We start from the raw sequence: 19,372 nt of genomic DNA, 5'->3' as shown, positions 1-19,372 counted from the left end.
CATGGCCGAACACGATTTTCGCTACAACCTGCTCAACCCCGAGCACACCCTGACCGAATGCCGCGCCCTGGCACCGGGCCGTTACCAGGTAACGGGCAACGGCGGCTCGATGCGCAGCGGAGACAGCCTGCTGGTCACGCTCAAGGGCAGCCGCGAGCTGAGCATGCGCCTCGAAGTCGAGAAGGTGCGCCACCTGATCAACCCTCCCGGGCAATGGATTGCAGTCGCCAAGGGCCCGGTCTTTGGCGAATTGGCGATCTTCAATTGGCAGGTCAACTGCGACGGCTGCGCCGCACAACTCGACTTCGAGTTTGCCGTCGATGCCGCGCTGGGCAAGAAAGCCCAGGCGCCAGCAGCCGAGGCACGGATCAACGAGCTCGGCTGGCGCAGCCAGAAAGGCCAGCACCTGTGCCCGAAATGCCGAAAGCAAGCCGCATGAAGCGCGCCCTCGCCATTGGCCTGCTCAGCGCCAGCCTGCTCGGCTGCGCCAGCGCGCCCCTGCAACTGGAGACCGAACGCAGCTATCGGGTCGAATGGATTGGTGAACGCCCGCTGATCGACCGCAGCCACCTGACCATCACCCTCGGCGAGGACGGTCGCGCCTACGGCAACGCCGGCTGCAATCACTGGTTCGCCAGCTACACCCTGGACGGAGAGAAACTCAGCTTCGGCGCCGCCGGCAGCACCCGCAAGCTGTGCGCCCCGGCGCTGATGGAACAGGAAGCGCGCTTCCTCGACAGCCTGGGCCAGGTGCAGCGCTGGGATGTCTCGCCGATCGAGCAACTGCGCCTGTGGCCGGCAGAAGGCAAACCGCTGCGCCTGTGGCCGGAACAAGGCTGAGACAGTCGGACGGGCCGGACAGCGTTCCGCTTCAGCCGCGAATTCTTCGCGGCACAGCACAGCTTCGCGGCTGAAGCCGCTCCTACAGGTGCTAGCGGGCTAGCACGTTTGCTGCGCGACAGCGCGGCGTCTGGACGACGGACGATCTCTTTTCAAACAACCCATATCTCATTGATTTTATGGGTTATAGCGTTTCTTGTAGGAGCGGCCGGGCGGCGTTCCGCTTTAGCCGCGAAGCTTTTGTTGTGCGTCGAAGAATTCGCGGCTAAAGCCGCTCCTACGAGAGGGAAGTCCCACGAACCCAGTTAGCTGCGCGACAGCGCGATCTCGAGGACACGGCGCTCCCCCCTACGTATGACGCTCGGATATACAGCCGCAGCGCCAGCTCAACGGGCAAACAACTCCAACTGCTCATGCCGCCCGCGCAAATCGTGCAGGCGCACGCCGACGCCCAATAAACGTACCGGCTTGTTGCCGCGGGTGAAGGCGGCGCTCAGCAGCAGTTGGTAACTGTCCAGATCACGACCCGCACCGGCCTGCTCCAGGGTGGTCTGGGTGAAGTCATGGAACTTGATCTTGACGAAGGGCTTTTCCGGCCGATAACTCGCATCCAGCCGCGCCATGCGCCGCGCCAGCTCGTCGAGCAACTGCGGCAATTGCGCCAGACAGGCCGGCAGATCCGGCAGGTCCTGGTCGTAGGTGGTTTCCACGCTGACCGACTGGCGCCGGCTGTCGGTCTGTACCGCGCGCTCGTCGATGCCCCGGGCCAGCCCCCAGAGGCGTTCGCCGAAGCTGCCGAACTCTTTCGCCAGGCTCAGCTTTTGCCATTCGCGCAGGTCGGCGCAGGTGCGGATGCCGCGCCGCGCCAGCTTGTCGGCGGTCACCTTGCCGACCCCGTGCAACTTACTCACCGGCAAGGCCGCCACAAATTCCTCGACCCGATCCGGCGTGATCACGAACAAGCCGTTGGGTTTCTTCCAGTCGCTGGCGATCTTGGCCAGAAACTTGTTCGGCGCCACACCCGCCGAGACGGTGATATGCAGCTCCTGCGAGACCCGCCGACGAATGTCCTGGGCAATCCGCGTGGCGCTGCCGGCAAAGTGCGGGCTGTCCGACACATCCAGATAGGCCTCATCCAGCGACAGTGGCTCGATCAGCTCGGTGTAGTCGCGGAAGATCGCCTGGACCTCGCGCGACACCGCCTTGTATGCCTCCATCCGCGGCTTGACGATCAGCAGGTCCGGGCACAGCTTGAGCGCGTGCCCGGAGGCCATCGCCGAACGCACTCCGTAGGCGCGGGCCTCGTAATTGCAGGTGGCTATCACCCCGCGCCGGTCCGCAGCGCCGCCCACGGCCAGCGGCTTGCCAGCCAGACTCGGGTCGTCACGCATCTCGATGGCGGCATAGAAGCAGTCGCAATCGACGTGGATGATTTTTCTGGCGCTCATATTCTGCTGTCGTTAGTTCAGCCGTCCGCTACTGCGTTTCGGTCGCTGGCGCAGGCTCGACCGCCTCGGGCTCGGGGTCGGGCTTGTTCATATAGGCCTGAATCACCAGGATCACGATCAGCATGAAGGCCGCCAGCGGCAGCAGCTTGGTCTTCTTCGGCACTTCGGCGCCGCAGGCTGGGCAGGTCGTTGCCTGGTTCGCCAGTGGCGCACCGCAGGCTTTACATTCGAGTCCCATCATCATTCTCCAACTGAATAGCCGCCGACTCTAGCCCAACAGCGGGTTGCTGGGCTATGCCAGCGATGATCGGCCGGCGCAGAACCCCACCAGGCAGGCCAGCCCCGACACCCCGCTCGCCCGGCCACCCCCCTCGCCAAGCCCCGGCCAGTCTGGCCTGAAGCCTGATTCAAGCCCCCAATACAACGCTAAGCACCTGAACGAACAACAGTTTTCCCCAAGACAAGCGTTGACAGACGGTTTTTTGGCGATAGAATTGGCGCCGCGGGATGGAGCAGTCTGGTAGCTCGTCGGGCTCATAACCCGAAGGTCGTAGGTTCAAATCCTGCTCCCGCAACCAGTTTCCGAAAAGGCCACTCAATCGAGTGGCCTTTTTCGTTTGCGCCTTCCAGACTCGCTTAAGCAATTGATTGAAAAGCAGAAATCAGTTGACAAGAATACTCATACGGATAGAATTGGCGGCGCGGGATGGAGCAGTCTGGTAGCTCGTCGGGCTCATAACCCGAAGGTCGTAGGTTCAAATCCTGCTCCCGCAACCAGATACTCAAAAAGGCCACTCAATCGAGTGGCCTTTTTGCTTTCCGTCGTTCGGGATTCCAGGCGCGAACAGCGTTCCCGCTCAAAGGTTGTGAAAAAATCGAGCGCCGTAGCGAGAGCGTCTCCAGGCGTTCGCGGCAAGGCGCGCTAGGTGAAAAGCAGGGGAGTTTAGTGAGCTAAATGACCCTGCTTTTCACGTAGCGCAACGCCAGCAGCGAGCGTTTGGAGGCGGTCGCAGTAGGCGAGAGTTTTTTCACAAGCTCTCAGCAAAGCTTAAGCTTCACGTGCCCATGCTTGCGCTGTTCAAACCAAACAGCAGCGGAGCCGCATCAGCATGTCCTGGAAAAATACCGACACTCGTTATGGCAGTCTATCGATCACCCTGCACTGGCTGATGCTGGCCCTGATCGCAGGCGTATATGCCTGCATCGAACTCAAGGGCAACTTCCCCAAAGGCAGCGAAACCCGCGACCTGCTCAAACAGTGGCACTTCATGCTCGGCATGGCGGTATTCGCGCTGGTCTGGCTGCGTCTGCTGGCTCGCTTCGTTGCCCCGACACCGAAGATCAATCCCGCCCCGCCCGCCTGGCAGAGCTTGCCCGCGCACATAATGCACCTGGCGCTCTACGCCCTGATGATCGGCGCACCGCTGGCCGGATGGTTGATCCTCAGCGCGGCCGGCAAGCCCATACCCTTCTTCGGCCTCGAACTGCCGGCGCTGGTCGACAAGACGCCCAAGCTCGCCGGCACTATAGAGGAATGGCACGAATGGGCCGGGGTCGCCGGCTACTGGCTGATCGGCCTGCACACCGTCGCCGGCCTGCTTCACCACTTCATAAGCCGCGACAATACCTTGCTGCGCATTTTGCCGCACCGGGCCTGATCGCCGACACGCAGAGTCGGAGAGCGGCTAGGCGCACCGGCCGAAGAGAACGCCGAACGCCCGCCGGATGTGCTCCGTATCAGTGACTGACGGCGCATTGCCTGCGGCGAGTATCACCCTGCGGACGCGGATTGCTCGAGGTAATGGGGCGGAGCGAAGGGTGCCTGATGGCGCTCGCAGGAGGCGAGCGTCTGTTCACAGCCCCTCAAGTGCTGGCCAATCCGGCAATCCACCGCTAGAATTGCGCACTTTTTGATCAGAGGCGCCTCCAGCGCCCATCCTTCAAAGCCTGAGGTTCGCCGCATGTCCACCCCCGCCACGCCGAAAGTCGGATTCGTAAGCCTCGGTTGCCCGAAGGCCCTGGTCGATTCCGAACGCATCCTCACGCAACTGCGCATGGAAGGTTACGAAGTCGTATCGACTTATCAGGACGCCGACGTGGTGGTGGTCAACACCTGTGGCTTTATCGATAGCGCCAAGGCCGAGTCCCTGGAAGTGATCGGCGAGGCCCTGGCCGAGAACGGCAAGGTCATCGTTACCGGCTGCATGGGCGTGGAAGAGAGTGCGATCCGCAACGTGCACCCCAGCGTACTGTCGGTCACCGGCCCACAGCAATACGAGCAGGTACTCAACGCCGTACACGAAGTGGTGCCGCCCTCTACCGAACACAACCCGCTGATCGACCTGGTGCCGCCGCAAGGCATCAAGCTGACCCCGCGGCACTACGCCTATTTGAAGATTTCCGAAGGCTGCAACCACAGCTGCAGCTTCTGCATCATCCCCTCGATGCGCGGCAAGCTGGTCAGCCGCCCGGTCGGCGAAGTGCTCAGCGAAGCCGAGCGCCTGGTCAAGGCCGGGGTCAAGGAGCTGCTGGTGATCAGCCAGGACACCAGCGCCTACGGCGTCGACCTGAAATACAAGACCGACTTCTGGAACGGCCAGCCGGTGAAAACCCGCATGACCGAACTCTGCGAAGCGCTTTCGAGCATGGGCATCTGGGTACGCCTGCACTACGTCTACCCCTACCCGCATGTCGACGAGCTGATCCCGCTGATGGCCGCCGGCAAGCTGCTGCCGTACCTGGACATCCCCTTCCAGCACGCCAGCCCGAAAGTGCTCAAGGCCATGAAGCGCCCGGCCTTCGAAGACAAGACCCTGGCGCGGATCAAGAACTGGCGCGAGATCTGCCCGGAACTGACCATCCGTTCGACCTTCATCGTCGGCTTCCCCGGCGAAACCGAAGAAGACTTCCAGTACCTGCTCGACTGGCTGACCGAGGCCCAACTCGACCGTGTCGGCTGCTTCCAGTACTCGCCGGTAGAAGGCGCATCGGCCAACCTGCTCGACAGCCACGTGCCGGACGAGATCAAGCAGGACCGCTGGGACCGCTTCATGGCCCACCAACAAGTCATCAGCGCCGCCCGCCTGCAGCTGAAGGTCGGCAAGGAACTGGAAGTCCTGATCGACGAAGTCGACGACCAGGGCGCAGTGGCGCGCTGCTACGCCGACGCCCCGGAAATCGACGGCAGCGTGTTTATCGCCAGCACCGAGGTCAAACCCGGCGACAAGGTAAGGGTGCGCATCGTCGACGCCGACGAATACGACCTGTGGGCCGAGCTGGTCTGAGAGGCTAGGAAAACTCTCGCTACGGCGCTCGAAATTTTCACAACCGCTGAACCGCCGCGCCCCTCGCCCGAGGGGCGCGCGTTTCTGCTCTAAACTGCTAATAATTCCCCAAGCAGGCCAACCCCATGGCCAGACTCAAGGTCTATTACGACGGCGCCTGCCCGCGCTGCGTGGCCGACCGGCGCCGTTATGAGCGGCTGCGCACGCGCAGCGACGACAGCGTGGAGTGGGTGGATATCAATGGCAAGGAGGAGCAGCTGCGTGCGGCAGGCATCGACCCCTATCTGGCGCTGACCGAACTGCACGTCGAAGACGCCCAAGGCCGCATTCACCGCGAACTGGACGCCTATATCCTGCTGATGTCGCGCACTCCCGCCCTGCGCCCACTGGCCTGGCTGCTCGACCTGCCCGGTCTCAAACCCATGTTCTCCTGGTGCTACCGCCACTGGGTGCTGCGCCGCCTGCGCCGCGAAAGCCGGCTGCTATAGAGGTGCGCCTAGCGACACACCATCAACGCCAGCGACCGCCTTGCTGGGCACGCGAGGCGGCCAAGACCGTGCCGTAGATCTCCTTGACGCCCTCGGCGAACTTCTCGATGGAGTGCTCCGCCGCCACCAGCAGGGCATGGTCGGACATCTCTTCGCGCAGCCGCTCGTCCTCGAGCAGTTGGGTCACCCGCGCGCACCACAGGGCCAGGTTCTCCGGCGTCTTGAAACCGTTGTAACCCTGCCTGATCACGTCGTCGATACCACTCGAGCGCACCGCCACCACGGGCAAGCCGGCCGCCATGGCTTCCAGAATGACCATGCCCTGGGTCTCCGATTTGGAGGCGAAAAGAAACAGCTGGCCCAGCCGGTAGTAGATCGCCATGTCCTCTGGTGGCACGGCGCCGAGCAACCTGAAATGACCCGCGAGATTCAGCTCGTCGATACGCCGGTGCAGCCGCTCGCGCTGATGGCCGTCACCGATCATCAGGACGAGGAAAGGCCGTTCGGTCTGCCCGCGCAGGCTGGCGATCGCATCGATGAGGAAGTCGATGTTCTTTTCATTGGAAAGCCGCGAAACACTGATCAGGACTTGCTCGTCGCCAATGCCCAGCGAGCTCCTGAGGCGGGCGACCTGCTGCGCTGTCACCTCTTGAAAGCGCCGGTAGTCGATGCCCGTGGGTTGCACGAAGACCGGTTTCTTCACACCGATCATGCGCAAATACTCTTCGGCGGAGTAAGTGGGCACGATCACCGCATCGCATTTATTGGCGAAACGCTTGATCAGCGCATGGGAGATGAAGTTGCGAAAGAGCATGCCAGGCAGCGGCACGAAGTGAGCATAGTGCTCCAGCCGGGTGTGGTAGCTGAAAACCGCCGGCACGCGCAGCCGATGCGCCAGCAACAGGCCCAGCGAACCGAGCCAGAAAGGATGGTGCAGATGAATCAGGTCGGGGCGAAAGTCTCTGACCTCCTGGCCGATACGCCGTAGAAAAATATTGGCCAGGCGGAACTCGCGCTTCTCGCCCAGAGCCAGGATCGACGGCACCCTGAGCACGTGCGTCTCCACCCGCGGCTGATCCCGATAACGTGGCGCAACGAGCAGCACAGCGTTGCCCAAGGCTGCCAGCCCCCGCCACAGCCGTTCGATCGAGATGGGAACACCACCGATAAAGGGCAGGTAGTTGTTGGTGAACATCACCACCCGTAGCGGTTTCTCCAGCCAGGGCGAGGGATCCAGATCGAAGTTCGGATAATAGTCGCGCTCGGCGAAAGCCAAGGTGTAGAGCTTGATGGCGGCGATGGCCAGGCCGCAGACCAGCAGAATGAAATTCAGGTAGCCGACGTAGAACAGCGAATAGATGAACAGCCAGATGTTCTCGAGCTGCTTGAACAGCGGGTGCTGACCCACGTCGAGTTGCTGCACCTGAATGTCGATGCCCTGCGCAGATACCGAGACCTGCACATAATGATGAAAACTGGCCCGATCACTCAGGAGCAGGCCACCCGCCCCGCCGCTGGTGATGAAGCGGGTAGCGCCGCGCTGCTGCTCGGAAAACAGCGGCAGATTGGCGGCAAATACCGCATCGACCGGGTGTTCGGCGATCAGCCCCAGCAGCGCGTCACGGAACGCCGCAGGCTGCAGGTAATCCTGTTCGTCGGTAAAGCGGACAGGCGCCTCACCGTGCAGCAGCGGCTTGCCGGTAAAGACAAAGGTGTGCCGCGCATCGCCCTGACGCAAAAGCGCCTTGAGCCAGAGGACCTGCCAGCGCCAAGGGGTTTTGCCGGTGCTGTCGAGAAAGATGAAGCGACTGTGACCGGCCCGGAAGCTGAAAAAATGCGGACCGAAGTGCTCGTAGAAGCGATAGCTGCCGAACTCTTCGTATTCATGGGCGCCAAAGGTCAGCACGTAGGGTATTTGCAAATGGCTCAGGGTGCCGTGCAGCGCCCGGTACTTGTCCTCGCCGCCACCGCTGACCGCATTACCGGCGGAGATGATGAAATCGACCCCGGACGCGTTGAGCATGGGAATAATGCGTCGCTCGAAAATGCCGACGGAATTATTGATATTGCCCACCACCGCGAAGCTGAAGCTGTCGCGGTTCTCCAGCCGCGCCTGGATCGCCTCGACCTGAGGGGCGTGCTCGGCCTCGAAGTCGGACAGCACAACATTGAGATAGACCTTGTAGCCCAGCAGCAGGCCGACAATCAGCACATTGCAATAGAAAAGAATCTTGAGCGGACGGCGCACTGTCATTGCGGACGGATCCGGCTTCGGGCCTGGACGAACTGCTACACCGCCAAGCGGATGACTCTGCCACGAACGTGGACGACAACAGGCCGGCTCGCCCTCACCCGCAAACAAAGCAACGGGCTGCAATAGCCCCGCATGCTCGAGCCGCCTTCGATGCGCTAAGCATAGACAGCCGTGGCGCAACCATGCAGTCAGGGCAGCGGCGACGCGGACCGGCAACCATCCGCGCTCGCCCTCCCGCGCAGAGGCGGTGAAAATATACAGCGCCGCCGCGAAGCCGCCTCCAGGCGTTCGCGGCAAAGCACGCTACATCAGCAGCGGACGGCCGGAGGCGGTCGCCGTAGGCGAGTGTTTATTCACAAGCGCTTACTGCAAAACCTGACGAACCGCCAGAAGCAGGGCCTGGTCCGCGACGGGCTTGAGCAATGTGCTGCTGGCGGTGACCTGACCATCGGCATTCAACAGGGTGACCCTGGTGTTGTGGCTTATTTCGCCAGTGTCCAGAACCCGATACTTGATCCGTAACGCCGCCGCCATGGCGCGGGTATGCCCTTCGCTCGCTGCCACCGCCAGGCGGAAAAAGCGCTGATCGAGCTCGTGCATGTGGCTCAGATGCGCCAACGAGGCGGGCGTATCATGCTGCGGATTCAGGCTGACCATCAGCACCCGAAGCGTACCCGCCTCGGGCCGAAGCTCGGCAATGGTCCGCTGCAGGCTCTGCATCAGCACCGGACAGGCCGAGGCACAGTCGCCATAGAACATGGTAACCAGCAGCGGCGTGCCAGCCATCTCGCGCCAATCGAAACGCTCGCCCTGTGCATCGGTGAGGGGCATCGCCAAGCCATACAGCGAGTCGGCGGGCAAGCCGGCGAGCGCGGTATTCACCGGCGCCGCCTGTGCCAGCGATAATACGCCGGGGGTCAGCAGCAAGACCGCGGACAACAAGGCGCCGTGCAGCGCCAGACCCATACGTTTGACTCTACTCATTGGGGCTTCCTGATAATTGAGGGGCTGGGTCGCGCGCGCAGCGAAAACCCAGATAGTTGCCGCCCTGATTGGCCTCCATGGCCGCCAGCAGGGCCAAACGGATCAGAACCGCGTAGTTGTCCTTGTCGTTCAGCGACAGGGCCGCGCCACCACAGAAGGCCAGCTGTTTCTGCTCGCCCTGGGTCCGGCTGTCTGCGCTGACGAACAGACCGTTGAAGTCCTCGACCCACTCCCACGTCAGTTCGTGCAGATCATGGATGCCGTAGTAATTGGCTGGCTGCAGCGCTATGGCCTGGGGCGGCAGGTTGGCCGGACGCGAATACCAGGCGAGAATGCGCGCCAGCCAAACCGGATCCCCGCGCGCATCGGCGCGCAGTTCGTCGGCCGCGGCGGCAAACTCCCACTCGTACCAGGTCGGCAAACGCGCCTGCTCACTGGAGCAGAAGGCCTGGGCGGCATGCCAGCTGACCTGGGTCACCGGCGCATCGGCCTGCAGCGGCGCGAACGCCAGCGGCCCGACCCACGACGCCAGATAGTCGGCGCCGGCCAGCACCGCAGGCACCGCACCACGCCGCCACTGCGGATGCGCCTGGAGAAACCCCAGGTACTCGGCATTGCTCACCGGCGTGCTGCGTAGCCAGAATGGCCGGATGCTGGCCGCGGAACGCTCACCATCGGCCGGCAACACGCTGCGAAACTCGCCACCCGCCAGCAACAGGTAGTCGGCGGCCCGGGCACTGCCCAGCACGCCCCAGAGGAGCCAGAGCAGCAACGCGCCGCAGCGGCAGGCGAGTGGCGCCGCCAACTTCATTACTTCTTGACCTGACGCATTTCACTGACCTGCTCCGCGGTCAGGACCGGCTTGCCCTGGTTCATGGCCACATTGATGTAATTGATCACCGCCGCCACATCGTTGTCATTCAGATCCTGCGGCGGCATCACACCGTTGTAGTGCTCCCCGTTGACCACCAGCTTGCCGCTGCGACCGTGCAGGACGATATAGGCCATCTCATATGGCCGTTCCTGGAAGAAGTCGGAGTTGGCCAGCGGCGGGAATACCCCCGCCACCCCTGTGCCATCGGGCAAGTGGCAGGCCGCACAGACCCGCTCGTAAACCGCCTTGCCACGCGCCATAGCGACATCGCCATTGGGTATCTTCGGCAGCGGCGCCTTGGCCGCGGCTACCTGGCCCGCCACCGCAGGCAGGGGCTGCTTCACGCCTTCGCCGAAAATCTCCGGCTGCTTGGCACCGCTGACCGTCAGCAAACCAACTGCACCCTTGTTGAAGGCGCGGGTCAGCGAGTGGTCGACGAGGGTCAGGTTGCCCGGCACCTTGGGCACGAATTCGACGATAGTCGAGCCGCCAGGCGGCACCAGGGTGGTTTGCACATTCTCCTGATAACCGGTGCCGCCATCGCCATAGACGCGGTCGAAGATCGCGCCTATCACATGAAAGCTGGAGACCAAATTGGGGCCGCCGACGCCGAAAAACATCCGCACTTTTTCGCCGGTGTTGGCGGCCAGCGAACCCTTGCCGGTCAAGGCGCCATCGGCACCGTTAAACAACACATAGGTGGGTTTTTCGTCGACTGCTTTCTGCATATCGAAGTTCTGCAGGCCGTCGGCACGGTAGGCGCCGCTGGTATAGAAATCGCCCTGCATTACATAGTATTCACGGTCAACCTTGGACATGCCCTCCTTGGGTTCGACCAGAATCATGCCGTACATGCCATTGGCCACATGCATGCCCACTGGCGCAGTGGCGCAGTGATAGACATACAACCCCGAGGCCAAGGCCTTGAAGGTGAAGACCGCTTCGTTGCCCGGGGCGATCAGGGTTTGCTCGGCGCCGCCACCGGGGCCGCTGACGGCATGCAGATCGATATTGTGCGGCAGCTTGTTGCTGGCCAGATTCTGCAGATGCAGTTCAACGGTATCGCCTTCACGCACCCGAATCATTTTGCCCGGCACGGTGCCGCCAAACGTCCAGAACATGTAGCGCGTACCGGGCGCTATTTCCCGTTCGACTTCTTCCACGGTCAGATTGACCACCACCCGCGCCGGGCTCTTGCGCGTAATAGGTGCCGGCAGCGCCGGGGGCGCGACCAGCTCCTGAACGATCACCGGCAACTCCGCTTCGGTCGCGGCAACTGCCGCTGTCGAGGTTAGCGCCCAGGCGCAAGAAACGGCCACACAGAACATTGTGGCAAGTTTGCAGTTCAACTCTTTCATATGCCTGTCCTCATCCTTACTGGCAGAACTATTGATAAATCCAGGCGAAATAGTTGCATGCCTAACGAATCATTGATTGACCATAATCAACGTCCTGAAAATCAGCTGAAATACTGATTGCAGAGGGACCGAGCATGAACAGAACAGTTTTTTCGAACGCTATTCGTCTCCGCCCCCAAACAAGAGGCAGGCGGGGCACGATCGCCCTTCCCCCCACACACGGATCGATCCGGCCTCGCCGTAGGCTGTAGTAGGCAAGAGCTATAGTTGCTGATGGCATCGTTCCAGCAGCCTGCTGCCAGACAAGGCAGATGCAGGGCGGACATCTGATTAATGCTTCGCCGCGCAAACTCCTGATGTGTTCGGACAGTTGCCACCCGGCGCAGCAATCTGGATAAGGGAGACCACCATGACCACTGTCAGCGAAATCGCCCCGGACCTGTTCCGGATCTCGACCTATGTTCGCGAGGCCGACCTGCAGTTCAATCAATTCCTCCTGCGCGACGAGCAGCCCCTGCTGCTGCACACCGGCATGCGCGGCCTGTTTTCCGCCGTGCGGGACGCCGTGGCAACGCTGATCGACCCCAGCACCCTGCGCTGGATCGCGTTCAGCCACTTCGAGGCCGATGAGTGCGGTTCGCTGCGCGAGTGGCAGACCCTGGCGCCAGAGGCCGGCGCCCTGTGCAGTTTGGTGGGCAAGCTGGTGAGTGTCGACGATGTGGTCGCCGCCAGGCCGGCTCAGGCGCTCGCCGACGGGGAACTGATCAGCACCGGCAAATACCGCTTGCGCTTCCTGCGCACGCCGCACGTCCCGCACTGCTGGGATGCCGGGTTGTTCTTCGAGGAAACCCAGGGCACCCTGCTCTGCTCCGACCTCTTCCACCAGAACGGCGATGTCGAGCCGATCACCTCCGCGGATGTGATCGGCAGGGCCAGGCAAACACTGCTGGACTATGAAAGCAGCCCGTTCGCCTCCTACATGCCTTACACCCGGCAGACCGCGCCAACCCTGGAGCGTCTGGCGCAGCTCAAGCCCAGGACGCTCGCGACCATGCATGGCTCGACCTTTACCGGCAATGGCACGCAGACCATCCGCGACCTCGCCGTGGTCATGCAGGAGATTCTCGGCGCGGAGTGATCCAGCGGGATCGACGCGGCTATGGTCCTCTGCCGCCGTATGCCCTGGTTACAGCGCTGTAGTCCAGGACCGGGTGACCGGCAAGGGCATGGCATTCAACCGCCGACGTCGCTGGGCTGGTCTATAATATGCGCCGTCAAACGAACACAGGGCATCGATCACACCCAGGCTTGGTCGAAGCGAGTAGAATGCGCGCCCCGTCACGCAGGAAGCGCGTTATGGGCACACAAGGACGTTGTCACCTAGGAGTTTTATCATGCGCCTGCTAATCACTCTGGCCACCTGTCTGCTGCTCGGTGCCTGCGCCAGCAACCCGCAGTCGACCTATGAACACGCCGTACGCTCGGCAAAGGGCCCGATCGCCAAGAGCAATCTCGAAGCCATCCACAATGTCCAGGCGATTCCCCTGCCGGTGAACCCCGGATTGTTGCCGCCAACCTGGCAGATTGGCGCGGACCAGCCGCGCCTGGACTTCGGCAGCTCGATCTCCAATTACCGGGTGTTCTCCCTGCAACTGAAACAGGGCGAGCGCTATGCGCTCAACGTCAATTCGCTTTGCCACAACGCCTGCCTGGGTTTCAACAAGTTCGCCCTCAAGCCGCGCGCGCTGCTGCTCGACGCCTATGGCACTGTGATCGCCAGCCAACCCTCGCGGGCCACGACCAGCGTCGGCCAGATCAGCCTGGGCTGGGATGGCGAGGCACCGGAAGACGGTACTTATTACCTGCTGGTGGCAGCGGACAATGAAGACATCGGCAAAACCATCGTGATCGACGACATCTGGATCAACAACTCGCCATTGATGGCGGTAAATGTCGGCATGCACAGCGCCCCTTTCGGCCAGATCAACGTCTTTTCCACCTTCACGGACGAGTAGTATCAGCAGGCGGCGGACCGGACACACTGGCCGACAGCATGCCCAGTTGCCCGTTCGACGGGCGGGCCAAGCCAAACGGCACCTCGCCAGCACGGATTCGGGCCTAACCGTCGGGCTATTGATCAGAAGCAATGCACGTTGCGCGCAACGCCTTAGCCTGTAGCGACCAACCCCCACGGGTTCAAACAGTCGTAACGCGCGAGGTTCATATGAGTATCACGTCCGCCAGCATCTGCGAGGCCGCCGACCAACTGCAGGGTTTTGTCGGCTTCAATGGCAGAACCGCCCAACATATCGTGCGCTTCAGCGAAGATTCGTTCGGCCTGGATGTGCCGCAGGACAGCATCACCCCGAGCTGCGAGTTCGTCTGGTGCGCCGGACCAGAGCAACTGATGACCCTCAAGCGCGAGCGCATTCAACTGCTCCTCGACCTGCGCATCGACGAGCGCCTGAATATCGGCGAACCGCTGCGGGTGTACATGCACCGCCAGGATCTGCCGGAGATCACCGCCGAGCGCCTGCTTCGCCATGATGCAGGGCAGACCGCCCCCGAATCCGCCACCCTTCGATAACCGATTTGCCCTGCATGCCCGATCTGCACTGCCACGTTCTTCCTGCCCCACTGCTGCCGCTGGTGGATGAGTTCTACCGTGCACATCGCTCCCCCATGCGTGTCGACCGCCGGGCCCAGATATGGGTCGCGCAACGTAGCGAGATCGTCGCCGCCCTGTGCCTGCGCCCGCTGGCACAGGGGCATTGGCTTAGCGGCCTGTTCGTCGCACCGAGCCAACGCCGCCAAGGGCTGGCGCGCCAATTGCTCGGGCAGGCCCTGGTCCAGGCCGGCGAACCGGTCTGGCTGTTCTGTGATCCCGAGCTGCACAGCTTCTATGAAAACCTGGGCTTTCTGCCCTGCACCAACCTACCCACGGCACTCGCCGAGCGCCTGTCACGCTATCGGCGCACGAAAAATCTGATCGCCCTGTACCGCTAGCCGGCACACGGCCAACAGCCTCGGCAGACGAATGCCGCACTATTCGCCAGCCTGGCGCAAATGCTGGCACTTTGTTCAACATCTGCCCTTGCCGGTTCAGGCAAAGCTCTGCATCCTTCAGCCACAACAACGACAAGAGCCATTCATGGCCAGACTGACCCAGCGACTGCTCAAGCGGCTGCGCAACGACTTCCAGCTGTCCATCATTACCCTGATGAGCCTGTTCGGCATCATGGGCATCTCGCCCTATGCCGTGTATCGGCTGGCACAAGGCAATTACCTGGTCAGCGCCGCCGACACCATCATCGTGGCCTCCACCATCTGCGCCGTGCTCCATGCCTGGCGTACCGGCGACACGGTCAAACCCGGCATCTACCTGGCGATCATCTTCTCGCTGGGCGCGACGCTGATCGCCATCAACCTGGGGGTCAACGGGCTGTTCTGGATCTACCCGCTGATCCTGTTCAACTTCTTCATGGTCTCCCCGGGGAAGGCCACGGCGGCCACCGTACTGGTGCTGTCGACCCTGGCCGGCCATGCGCTGCTGGTACCGGGCACGGTATTCGAGAGCCGCTACCAGATGGTGTCGTTCCTGGTCACCGGCCTGCTGGCCAGCGCCATGGCCTTCATCTTCGCCTACCGCACCCGCAGCCAGCGCGACCAGTTGCAGATCCTGGCGAGCCAGGATCCGCTGACCGGCGCGCGCAATCGCCGGGCGATGAACGAGGAACTGAAGATCGCCGTCTCCACCCACCGCCGGCACGGCAACAGCTATGGCGCACTGGTGATGGACCTGGATCACTTCAAACAGATCAACGACAGGTTCGGTCACCAGGCTGGCGATCAGGTGCTGGTGGCCTTCGTCGACCTGATCAAGTGCTGCTCACGCCAGGAGGATCGCCTGTTTCGCTTCGGCGGCGAAGAGTTCCTTCTGCTGCTGCCCAACACCGACGAGCGCGGCCTGCTAGCCGCCTCGACCCACCTGCACCAGCAGATCGCCCAGAATCTGCCAGGCCCGGGCGGCACGGTGACCGTCTCGATCGGCGGCGCCATCCTGCGCAACCACGAGGATTGGGACTCCTGGCTGGAGCGCGCCGACCAATGCCTGTACCAGGCCAAAAGCGCCGGGCGCAACCGCACCATCATCGATGACGCACGGCCCGACCCGGAACAACCGCCCGCGCACTAGCAGACCCTGCAGCGGACAGCGCGCCTCTGGCGCAGCATTTGCTCCCGCGAGTACCCTGGCGCTGTAGCTGCTTAGAGTTCCAACCATAAAGGTGACGCGCCCAAGCCTGCGCAAAAGACCGGCCAGCGGCTGTAACAAGTCCGCCATCAGCCCGTCTATTGAACACATCACCGTGCAGAGAACAGCCATGCAACGTCGTTCATTCCTTCAAGGTGTAGCCTTGCTGCCTACCCTACCCCTGCTCGCCAGCCAGGTGCCGTTTAGCCTGGCCGAAGGTTCCAGCCAGGCCGCAACGGTCGTGCCGCTGGACAAAGCGCCCAGCGAGTGGCGTGAACTGTTGTCGCCAGAAGCCTATGCGGTCCTTTTCGAAGAGGACACCGAACGGCCAGGCAGCAGCCCGCTCAACCAGGAAAAACGCGCGGGCACCTACATCTGCGCCGCCTGCTACCTGCCACTGTTCGACAGCCAGCACAAATACGAAAGCGGCACCGGCTGGCCCAGCTTCACCCAGGCAATCGCCGGCCACACGGCCTTCAAGCGCGACTTCAAGCTGATCTTCCCGCGTACCGAATACCATTGCGCCCGTTGCCAGGGGCACCAGGGCCACCTGTTCAACGACGGCCCGCCGCCTCGCGGCGAACGCTGGTGCAACAACGGCGTCGCGTTGCGTTTCATTCCCCAGGGCGAAGCCTTGCCCGCACTCAGGAGTTGAACATGACCGCTACTGTCCGATTCTGGCTCTCCCGCGGACCGCTGACCGCTGCCGCCCTGCTTCTGGCAGGGTTGCTCAGCGCCTGCGGACCGAGTTCGGCCGAAACAAGCCAGGCCCCGACAGCGATGCCGAGCGACTCCAGCTCACAGGCTGCGGCTGTTGCGGTATTCGCCGGGGGCTGCTTCTGGTGCACCGAGGCGGATTTCGACAAGGTGCCCGGCGTACTGTCCACCGCCTCCGGCTACATCGGTGGACACCTGGAGAACCCCAGCTACGAACAGGTTTCGGCGGGCCGCAGCGGTCACATCGAGGCGGTACAGGTGCGTTACGACCCGGCCAAGACCAGCTACGCCAAACTGCTGGAAGCCTACTGGCCGACCATCGACCCCCTGACCCCGAACGCCCAGTTCTGCGACCACGGCCCGCAATACCGCAGCGCGATCTTCTACGCCACGCCCAAGGAGCAGGCGCTGGCCGAAGCCTCGAAGGCCGCTCTGCAAGCCTCGGGGCGCTTCAACCAGCCGATCGTCACGGAAATCCTGCCCGCCACCACCTTTTATCCGGCCGAGGAGTATCACCAGGACTATTACCAGAAGAACCCGCTGCGCTACGCCTACTACCGCAACGGCTGCGGCCGCGACAAGCGCCTGGAACAGCTATGGGGCAAACACGACTGACGACGCCGCCATCGGCGATGGCAAGCGAGCAGAATGCTGGAGCCGGCGGCATCGTCGTTATCCTTCATCGTCGCGCACCCCAGACGAAAAAGGCCTGCATCGCTGCAGGCCTTGAATTCGGTGGTCGTTGAGAGGAATCGAACAGCGCCGTATTTACTGGCCCGCAAGGCGATTTATAGTTCAGGCATACACATAGGCATACAGGGCACCTGTTACTGGGCCTGACTTGATCACTTTCTGACCAGCCTTTTTAGTGTTCGTGATCCGCGTAATTGCCGCGAAGGCTGTGATAGTTTGAGCCATCTAGGCATAGCACTGCTGTCCAACCGCACAAGAGCGCTGAATAATGAGGAAGCCAAGCATGAACGCTGAAGACCTCCCTCCCCTCACTCGCCTCGCGGTTTCTGCAGACTTTAGCCTCCAGGCTGATCCTGATGATGACGTTCAATCGGATCTTGTCCGGACATACCGGATGAAGGCCATGGCCCAGGCTGGGGATGGCTTTGACGAAGCTGACGAAGTACAGGTAGGCAGCATTCACATCCAACTGTTCCGCTTCGACGTAGCACTTAACCTGGGATATGACCCTGAGCAGGTTGCGGACGATGTGAGCCAGGACGCACTCACGATATACCAAGCACTCCAGGAAGAACTGGGTGAGATGAGCAGCGGCATGAGCCAGGACTGCCTCATGGTTTCACACTTCTCTTTCGAGGAGCCGTACTGCGGCAGCGCTGTCGAACTGAGTGCCTTGCGCACTGCCTTGATTGGATTGAGTACTGGAATATCTCGTGCCTTCCTCCCCCTGGGTGTGGTTATCCCTGACATCTGCAGCGCAACTGCCAAAACGCTGAATGCCACCACTCTGTACTTCGATAAGATCGGCTTCAAACCACTGAAGCTAGGTAGTGACATCTTGTGGCTGGATATGGAGCTCGCCAGCTTCTGGAATGAATAAATGTCCAGGCCTGCGTTGAGAAGTTCAGCCGGCATCAACACATCACAGCAAAAGCACCATGACCATCGACATAAGCGAGCAGCACCTAACCAGGGGCAGGTCTGCGCGAAGCTGGGCTTCAAGAGCCTGACGTCCCTATATGAACTCGCCCGACGCCATGATGACTTCCCCAAGCCGCAGAAGGCCGGCGCCTCTCAACAGTCCGTTGTCCGCTACGTTCGCAGCGAGCTGCAATGGCAAGCTGGAACAGTGGCGGACTATCAGCTGCAGAGAATTTGCAGCTGATACGGCTCATCTTTCTTGGTCGCCCATCAGCCGCTTCAGCCGATCCTCGTAGGTGTCTTCATGCTGCTGGTCGTCCAGGCTGTAGGCCTGGCGCTCGCCCTTGATCACCTTCAACTGAGCATCGACGCCCGCGTTCAGGGAGCGGGCAAATTCAGTCTGATTGTCCTTGGTGACTTCCATATCGCTCAGCACTGCACACAGCTTGTTAGCGATGCTGCGCCACTGGGCCAAGTCCACACGGTGCGCCAGGATTACCGAGGCGGCGCGGGTAGATGCTTCCTCGATGATATCGGCGTCTTCACGCGCATCACGCTGCGTGACGTTGTCGCGTGAAGGGTTGCGCGAAAGCTTGCCCTGCGTGGCGCTCCTGACCTGCTCGGTAAGGTCGCGCAGCCAGCCGTGCTTCTTGGCTCGACTGCGAATGGTGCCTTCATTGCTGCCGTGCTTGTCGGCTATGCCCCTGAGTGAGAGCAGGCCGGCCCGGTAATCGCGCTCGATGCTTTCCCAGTCAATGGGCGGCTTGCTGCTCATCCTTCGCCATCCTTAGCCGCCTTTGCGGGCATCACTACAACTCGCGGCGCGTCCATGCCGTAGCTTTGGCGCTCGAGGGTGATCAGCTCGTGCAGAGCGATCGACAGGTCTTTGATGATGCTGGCACGCCGCGGCAGGCTCAACGCTTGCTCTAGCCTCCTGCGCCGGGCGGAGGTGGCGCTATCGTCTGCCGCTGGCGACGGGGAGAGCGCTTCCAGCTCGCCAAGCAAGGCGCGCACCTGGGCCATTGCCCGGCTGATTTCGCGGCGGTGGCGCTGTGTGACCTCGTTGAGCGGTGGCGAGCATTCCTGGTTGGCGTTGCTGCTCTCTTGCCCTGGGTTGTTCATACACGCCTCCCGTCGTTGAAGGGGGAGCGGCGCAGTTCTGGCTTGAGCGCCTCGGTCCAGGACCAGCCGCGGTACCGGCGGCGGCGCACGGTTTCCCACTTCAGCCCAACGGCCTCGGCCCACTCGCGAGCGGACTG

General features: G+C 62.2%; 21 protein-coding genes and 2 tRNA genes. 15 read left to right on the top strand and 8 right to left on the bottom strand.

The annotated features are described in order from the left end of the window. Position 1: 1 nt before the first annotated feature. On the top strand, positions 2-439 hold the full coding sequence (locus ABZE94_RS03640; protein WP_372874164.1) for a hypothetical protein: 438 nt from the start codon (positions 2-4) through the stop codon (positions 437-439). Next, positions 436-840, top strand: a complete 405-nt coding sequence (locus tag ABZE94_RS03635; RefSeq protein WP_372874163.1) for an META domain-containing protein — start codon at positions 436-438, stop codon at positions 838-840. Before ABZE94_RS03640 ends, ABZE94_RS03635 begins: the two co-directional genes overlap by 4 nt. A 386-nt stretch (positions 841-1,226) precedes the next feature. Here the strand turns inward: ABZE94_RS03635 and dinB are convergent, their stop codons facing one another. Both dinB and ABZE94_RS03625 read right to left on the bottom strand, forming a co-directional pair. Next, positions 1,227-2,288 (bottom strand): DNA polymerase IV, encoded by a 1,062-nt coding sequence (dinB, locus tag ABZE94_RS03630; RefSeq protein ID WP_372874162.1) that lies wholly within the window; start codon positions 2,286-2,288, stop codon positions 1,227-1,229. A gap of 28 nt (positions 2,289-2,316) precedes the next feature. Beyond that, entirely contained in the window at positions 2,317-2,526 is a 210-nt protein-coding gene (locus tag ABZE94_RS03625) for a hypothetical protein (RefSeq protein ID WP_372874161.1), read from the bottom strand. Between the two features lie 263 nt (positions 2,527-2,789). Between ABZE94_RS03625 and ABZE94_RS03620 the strand changes: the two genes are divergently transcribed. The 5 genes from ABZE94_RS03620 (at position 2,790) to ABZE94_RS03600 (ending at position 6,060) form a co-directional block, all read left to right on the top strand. Then, positions 2,790-2,866 (top strand) — tRNA-Met (locus ABZE94_RS03620). Positions 2,867-2,988: 122 nt separating this feature from the next. Beyond that, positions 2,989-3,065, top strand: a tRNA-Met gene (locus ABZE94_RS03615). Positions 3,066-3,397: 332 nt separating this feature from the next. Next, positions 3,398-3,946 (top strand): cytochrome b, encoded by a 549-nt coding sequence (locus tag ABZE94_RS03610; RefSeq protein ID WP_372874160.1) that lies wholly within the window; start codon positions 3,398-3,400, stop codon positions 3,944-3,946. 303 nt (positions 3,947-4,249) lie between these two features. Then, positions 4,250-5,572 carry a 30S ribosomal protein S12 methylthiotransferase RimO gene (rimO, locus tag ABZE94_RS03605; protein WP_372874159.1) on the top strand — a complete coding sequence of 441 codons (1,323 nt, stop codon included), beginning with the start codon at positions 4,250-4,252 and terminating at the stop codon, positions 5,570-5,572. 125 nt (positions 5,573-5,697) lie between these two features. Then, a complete protein-coding gene (locus ABZE94_RS03600; protein WP_372874158.1) occupies positions 5,698-6,060 on the top strand; it encodes a thiol-disulfide oxidoreductase DCC family protein in 363 nt (120 codons plus the stop codon). A gap of 22 nt (positions 6,061-6,082) precedes the next feature. Here ABZE94_RS03600 and ABZE94_RS03595 read toward each other — a convergent pair whose 3' ends face one another. From ABZE94_RS03595 to nirK, 4 genes are all read right to left on the bottom strand, one after another. Continuing rightward, a complete protein-coding gene (locus tag ABZE94_RS03595; RefSeq protein ID WP_372874157.1) occupies positions 6,083-8,314 on the bottom strand; it encodes a glycosyltransferase in 2,232 nt (743 codons plus the stop codon). 363 nt (positions 8,315-8,677) lie between these two features. Beyond that, complete coding sequence (locus ABZE94_RS03590) at positions 8,678-9,298, bottom strand: SCO family protein (RefSeq protein WP_372874156.1); 621 nt, start codon at positions 9,296-9,298, stop codon at positions 8,678-8,680. Then, a complete protein-coding gene (locus tag ABZE94_RS03585; RefSeq protein WP_372874155.1) occupies positions 9,291-10,109 on the bottom strand; it encodes a formylglycine-generating enzyme family protein in 819 nt (272 codons plus the stop codon). The genes ABZE94_RS03590 and ABZE94_RS03585 overlap by 8 nt, the downstream gene beginning before the upstream one ends. Further along, positions 10,109-11,422, bottom strand: coding sequence for a copper-containing nitrite reductase (gene nirK / locus ABZE94_RS03580; protein ID WP_372874154.1), 1,314 nt, complete (start codon positions 11,420-11,422; stop codon positions 10,109-10,111). The genes ABZE94_RS03585 and nirK overlap by 1 nt, the downstream gene beginning before the upstream one ends. 517 nt (positions 11,423-11,939) lie before the next feature. Between nirK and ABZE94_RS03575 the strand changes: the two genes are divergently transcribed. The 8 genes from ABZE94_RS03575 (at position 11,940) to ABZE94_RS03540 (ending at position 18,072) form a co-directional block, all read left to right on the top strand. Beyond that, the gene (locus tag ABZE94_RS03575; protein ID WP_372874153.1) at positions 11,940-12,668 is read left to right on the top strand and encodes a hypothetical protein; all 729 of its coding nucleotides are present in this window, start codon (positions 11,940-11,942) and stop codon (positions 12,666-12,668) included. Positions 12,669-12,924: 256 nt separating this feature from the next. Further along, entirely contained in the window at positions 12,925-13,545 is a 621-nt protein-coding gene (locus tag ABZE94_RS03570) for a hypothetical protein (protein ID WP_372874152.1), read from the top strand. 209 nt (positions 13,546-13,754) lie between these two features. Continuing rightward, positions 13,755-14,117: a DUF2025 family protein gene (locus tag ABZE94_RS03565; protein WP_372874151.1), complete on the top strand. Its 363-nt coding sequence runs from the start codon at positions 13,755-13,757 to the stop codon at positions 14,115-14,117. A 14-nt stretch (positions 14,118-14,131) separates the two neighbouring features. Further along, positions 14,132-14,536: a GNAT family N-acetyltransferase gene (locus tag ABZE94_RS03560; RefSeq protein WP_372874150.1), complete on the top strand. Its 405-nt coding sequence runs from the start codon at positions 14,132-14,134 to the stop codon at positions 14,534-14,536. Positions 14,537-14,681: 145 nt separating this feature from the next. Further along, positions 14,682-15,725, top strand: a complete 1,044-nt coding sequence (locus ABZE94_RS03555) for a GGDEF domain-containing protein (protein ID WP_372874149.1) — start codon at positions 14,682-14,684, stop codon at positions 15,723-15,725. Between the two features lie 220 nt (positions 15,726-15,945). After that, positions 15,946-16,437: a peptide-methionine (R)-S-oxide reductase MsrB gene (msrB, locus tag ABZE94_RS03550; RefSeq protein ID WP_372874148.1), complete on the top strand. Its 492-nt coding sequence runs from the start codon at positions 15,946-15,948 to the stop codon at positions 16,435-16,437. 2 nt (positions 16,438-16,439) lie between these two features. Continuing rightward, the gene (gene msrA / locus ABZE94_RS03545) at positions 16,440-17,114 is read left to right on the top strand and encodes a peptide-methionine (S)-S-oxide reductase MsrA (protein ID WP_372874147.1); all 675 of its coding nucleotides are present in this window, start codon (positions 16,440-16,442) and stop codon (positions 17,112-17,114) included. A 361-nt stretch (positions 17,115-17,475) separates the two neighbouring features. Further along, complete coding sequence (locus ABZE94_RS03540; RefSeq protein WP_372874146.1) at positions 17,476-18,072, top strand: hypothetical protein; 597 nt, start codon at positions 17,476-17,478, stop codon at positions 18,070-18,072. A gap of 291 nt (positions 18,073-18,363) precedes the next feature. On the opposite strand, the gene ABZE94_RS03535 is transcribed toward ABZE94_RS03540, so the two are convergent. After that, positions 18,364-18,888 carry a hypothetical protein gene (locus ABZE94_RS03535; RefSeq protein ID WP_372874145.1) on the bottom strand — a complete coding sequence of 175 codons (525 nt, stop codon included), beginning with the start codon at positions 18,886-18,888 and terminating at the stop codon, positions 18,364-18,366. Continuing rightward, entirely contained in the window at positions 18,885-19,235 is a 351-nt protein-coding gene (locus tag ABZE94_RS03530) for a hypothetical protein (RefSeq protein ID WP_372874144.1), read from the bottom strand. The genes ABZE94_RS03535 and ABZE94_RS03530 overlap by 4 nt, the downstream gene beginning before the upstream one ends. Between the last annotated feature and the right edge of the window lie 137 nt (positions 19,236-19,372).

The sequence above is a fragment of the Pseudomonas sp. genome (assembly GCF_041601375.1).
Classification (GTDB): Bacteria; Pseudomonadota; Gammaproteobacteria; order Pseudomonadales; family Pseudomonadaceae; genus Aquipseudomonas.
The sequence above is the reverse complement of the archived record's forward strand: the minus strand, read 5'-3'. Positions and strand labels throughout refer to the sequence as shown.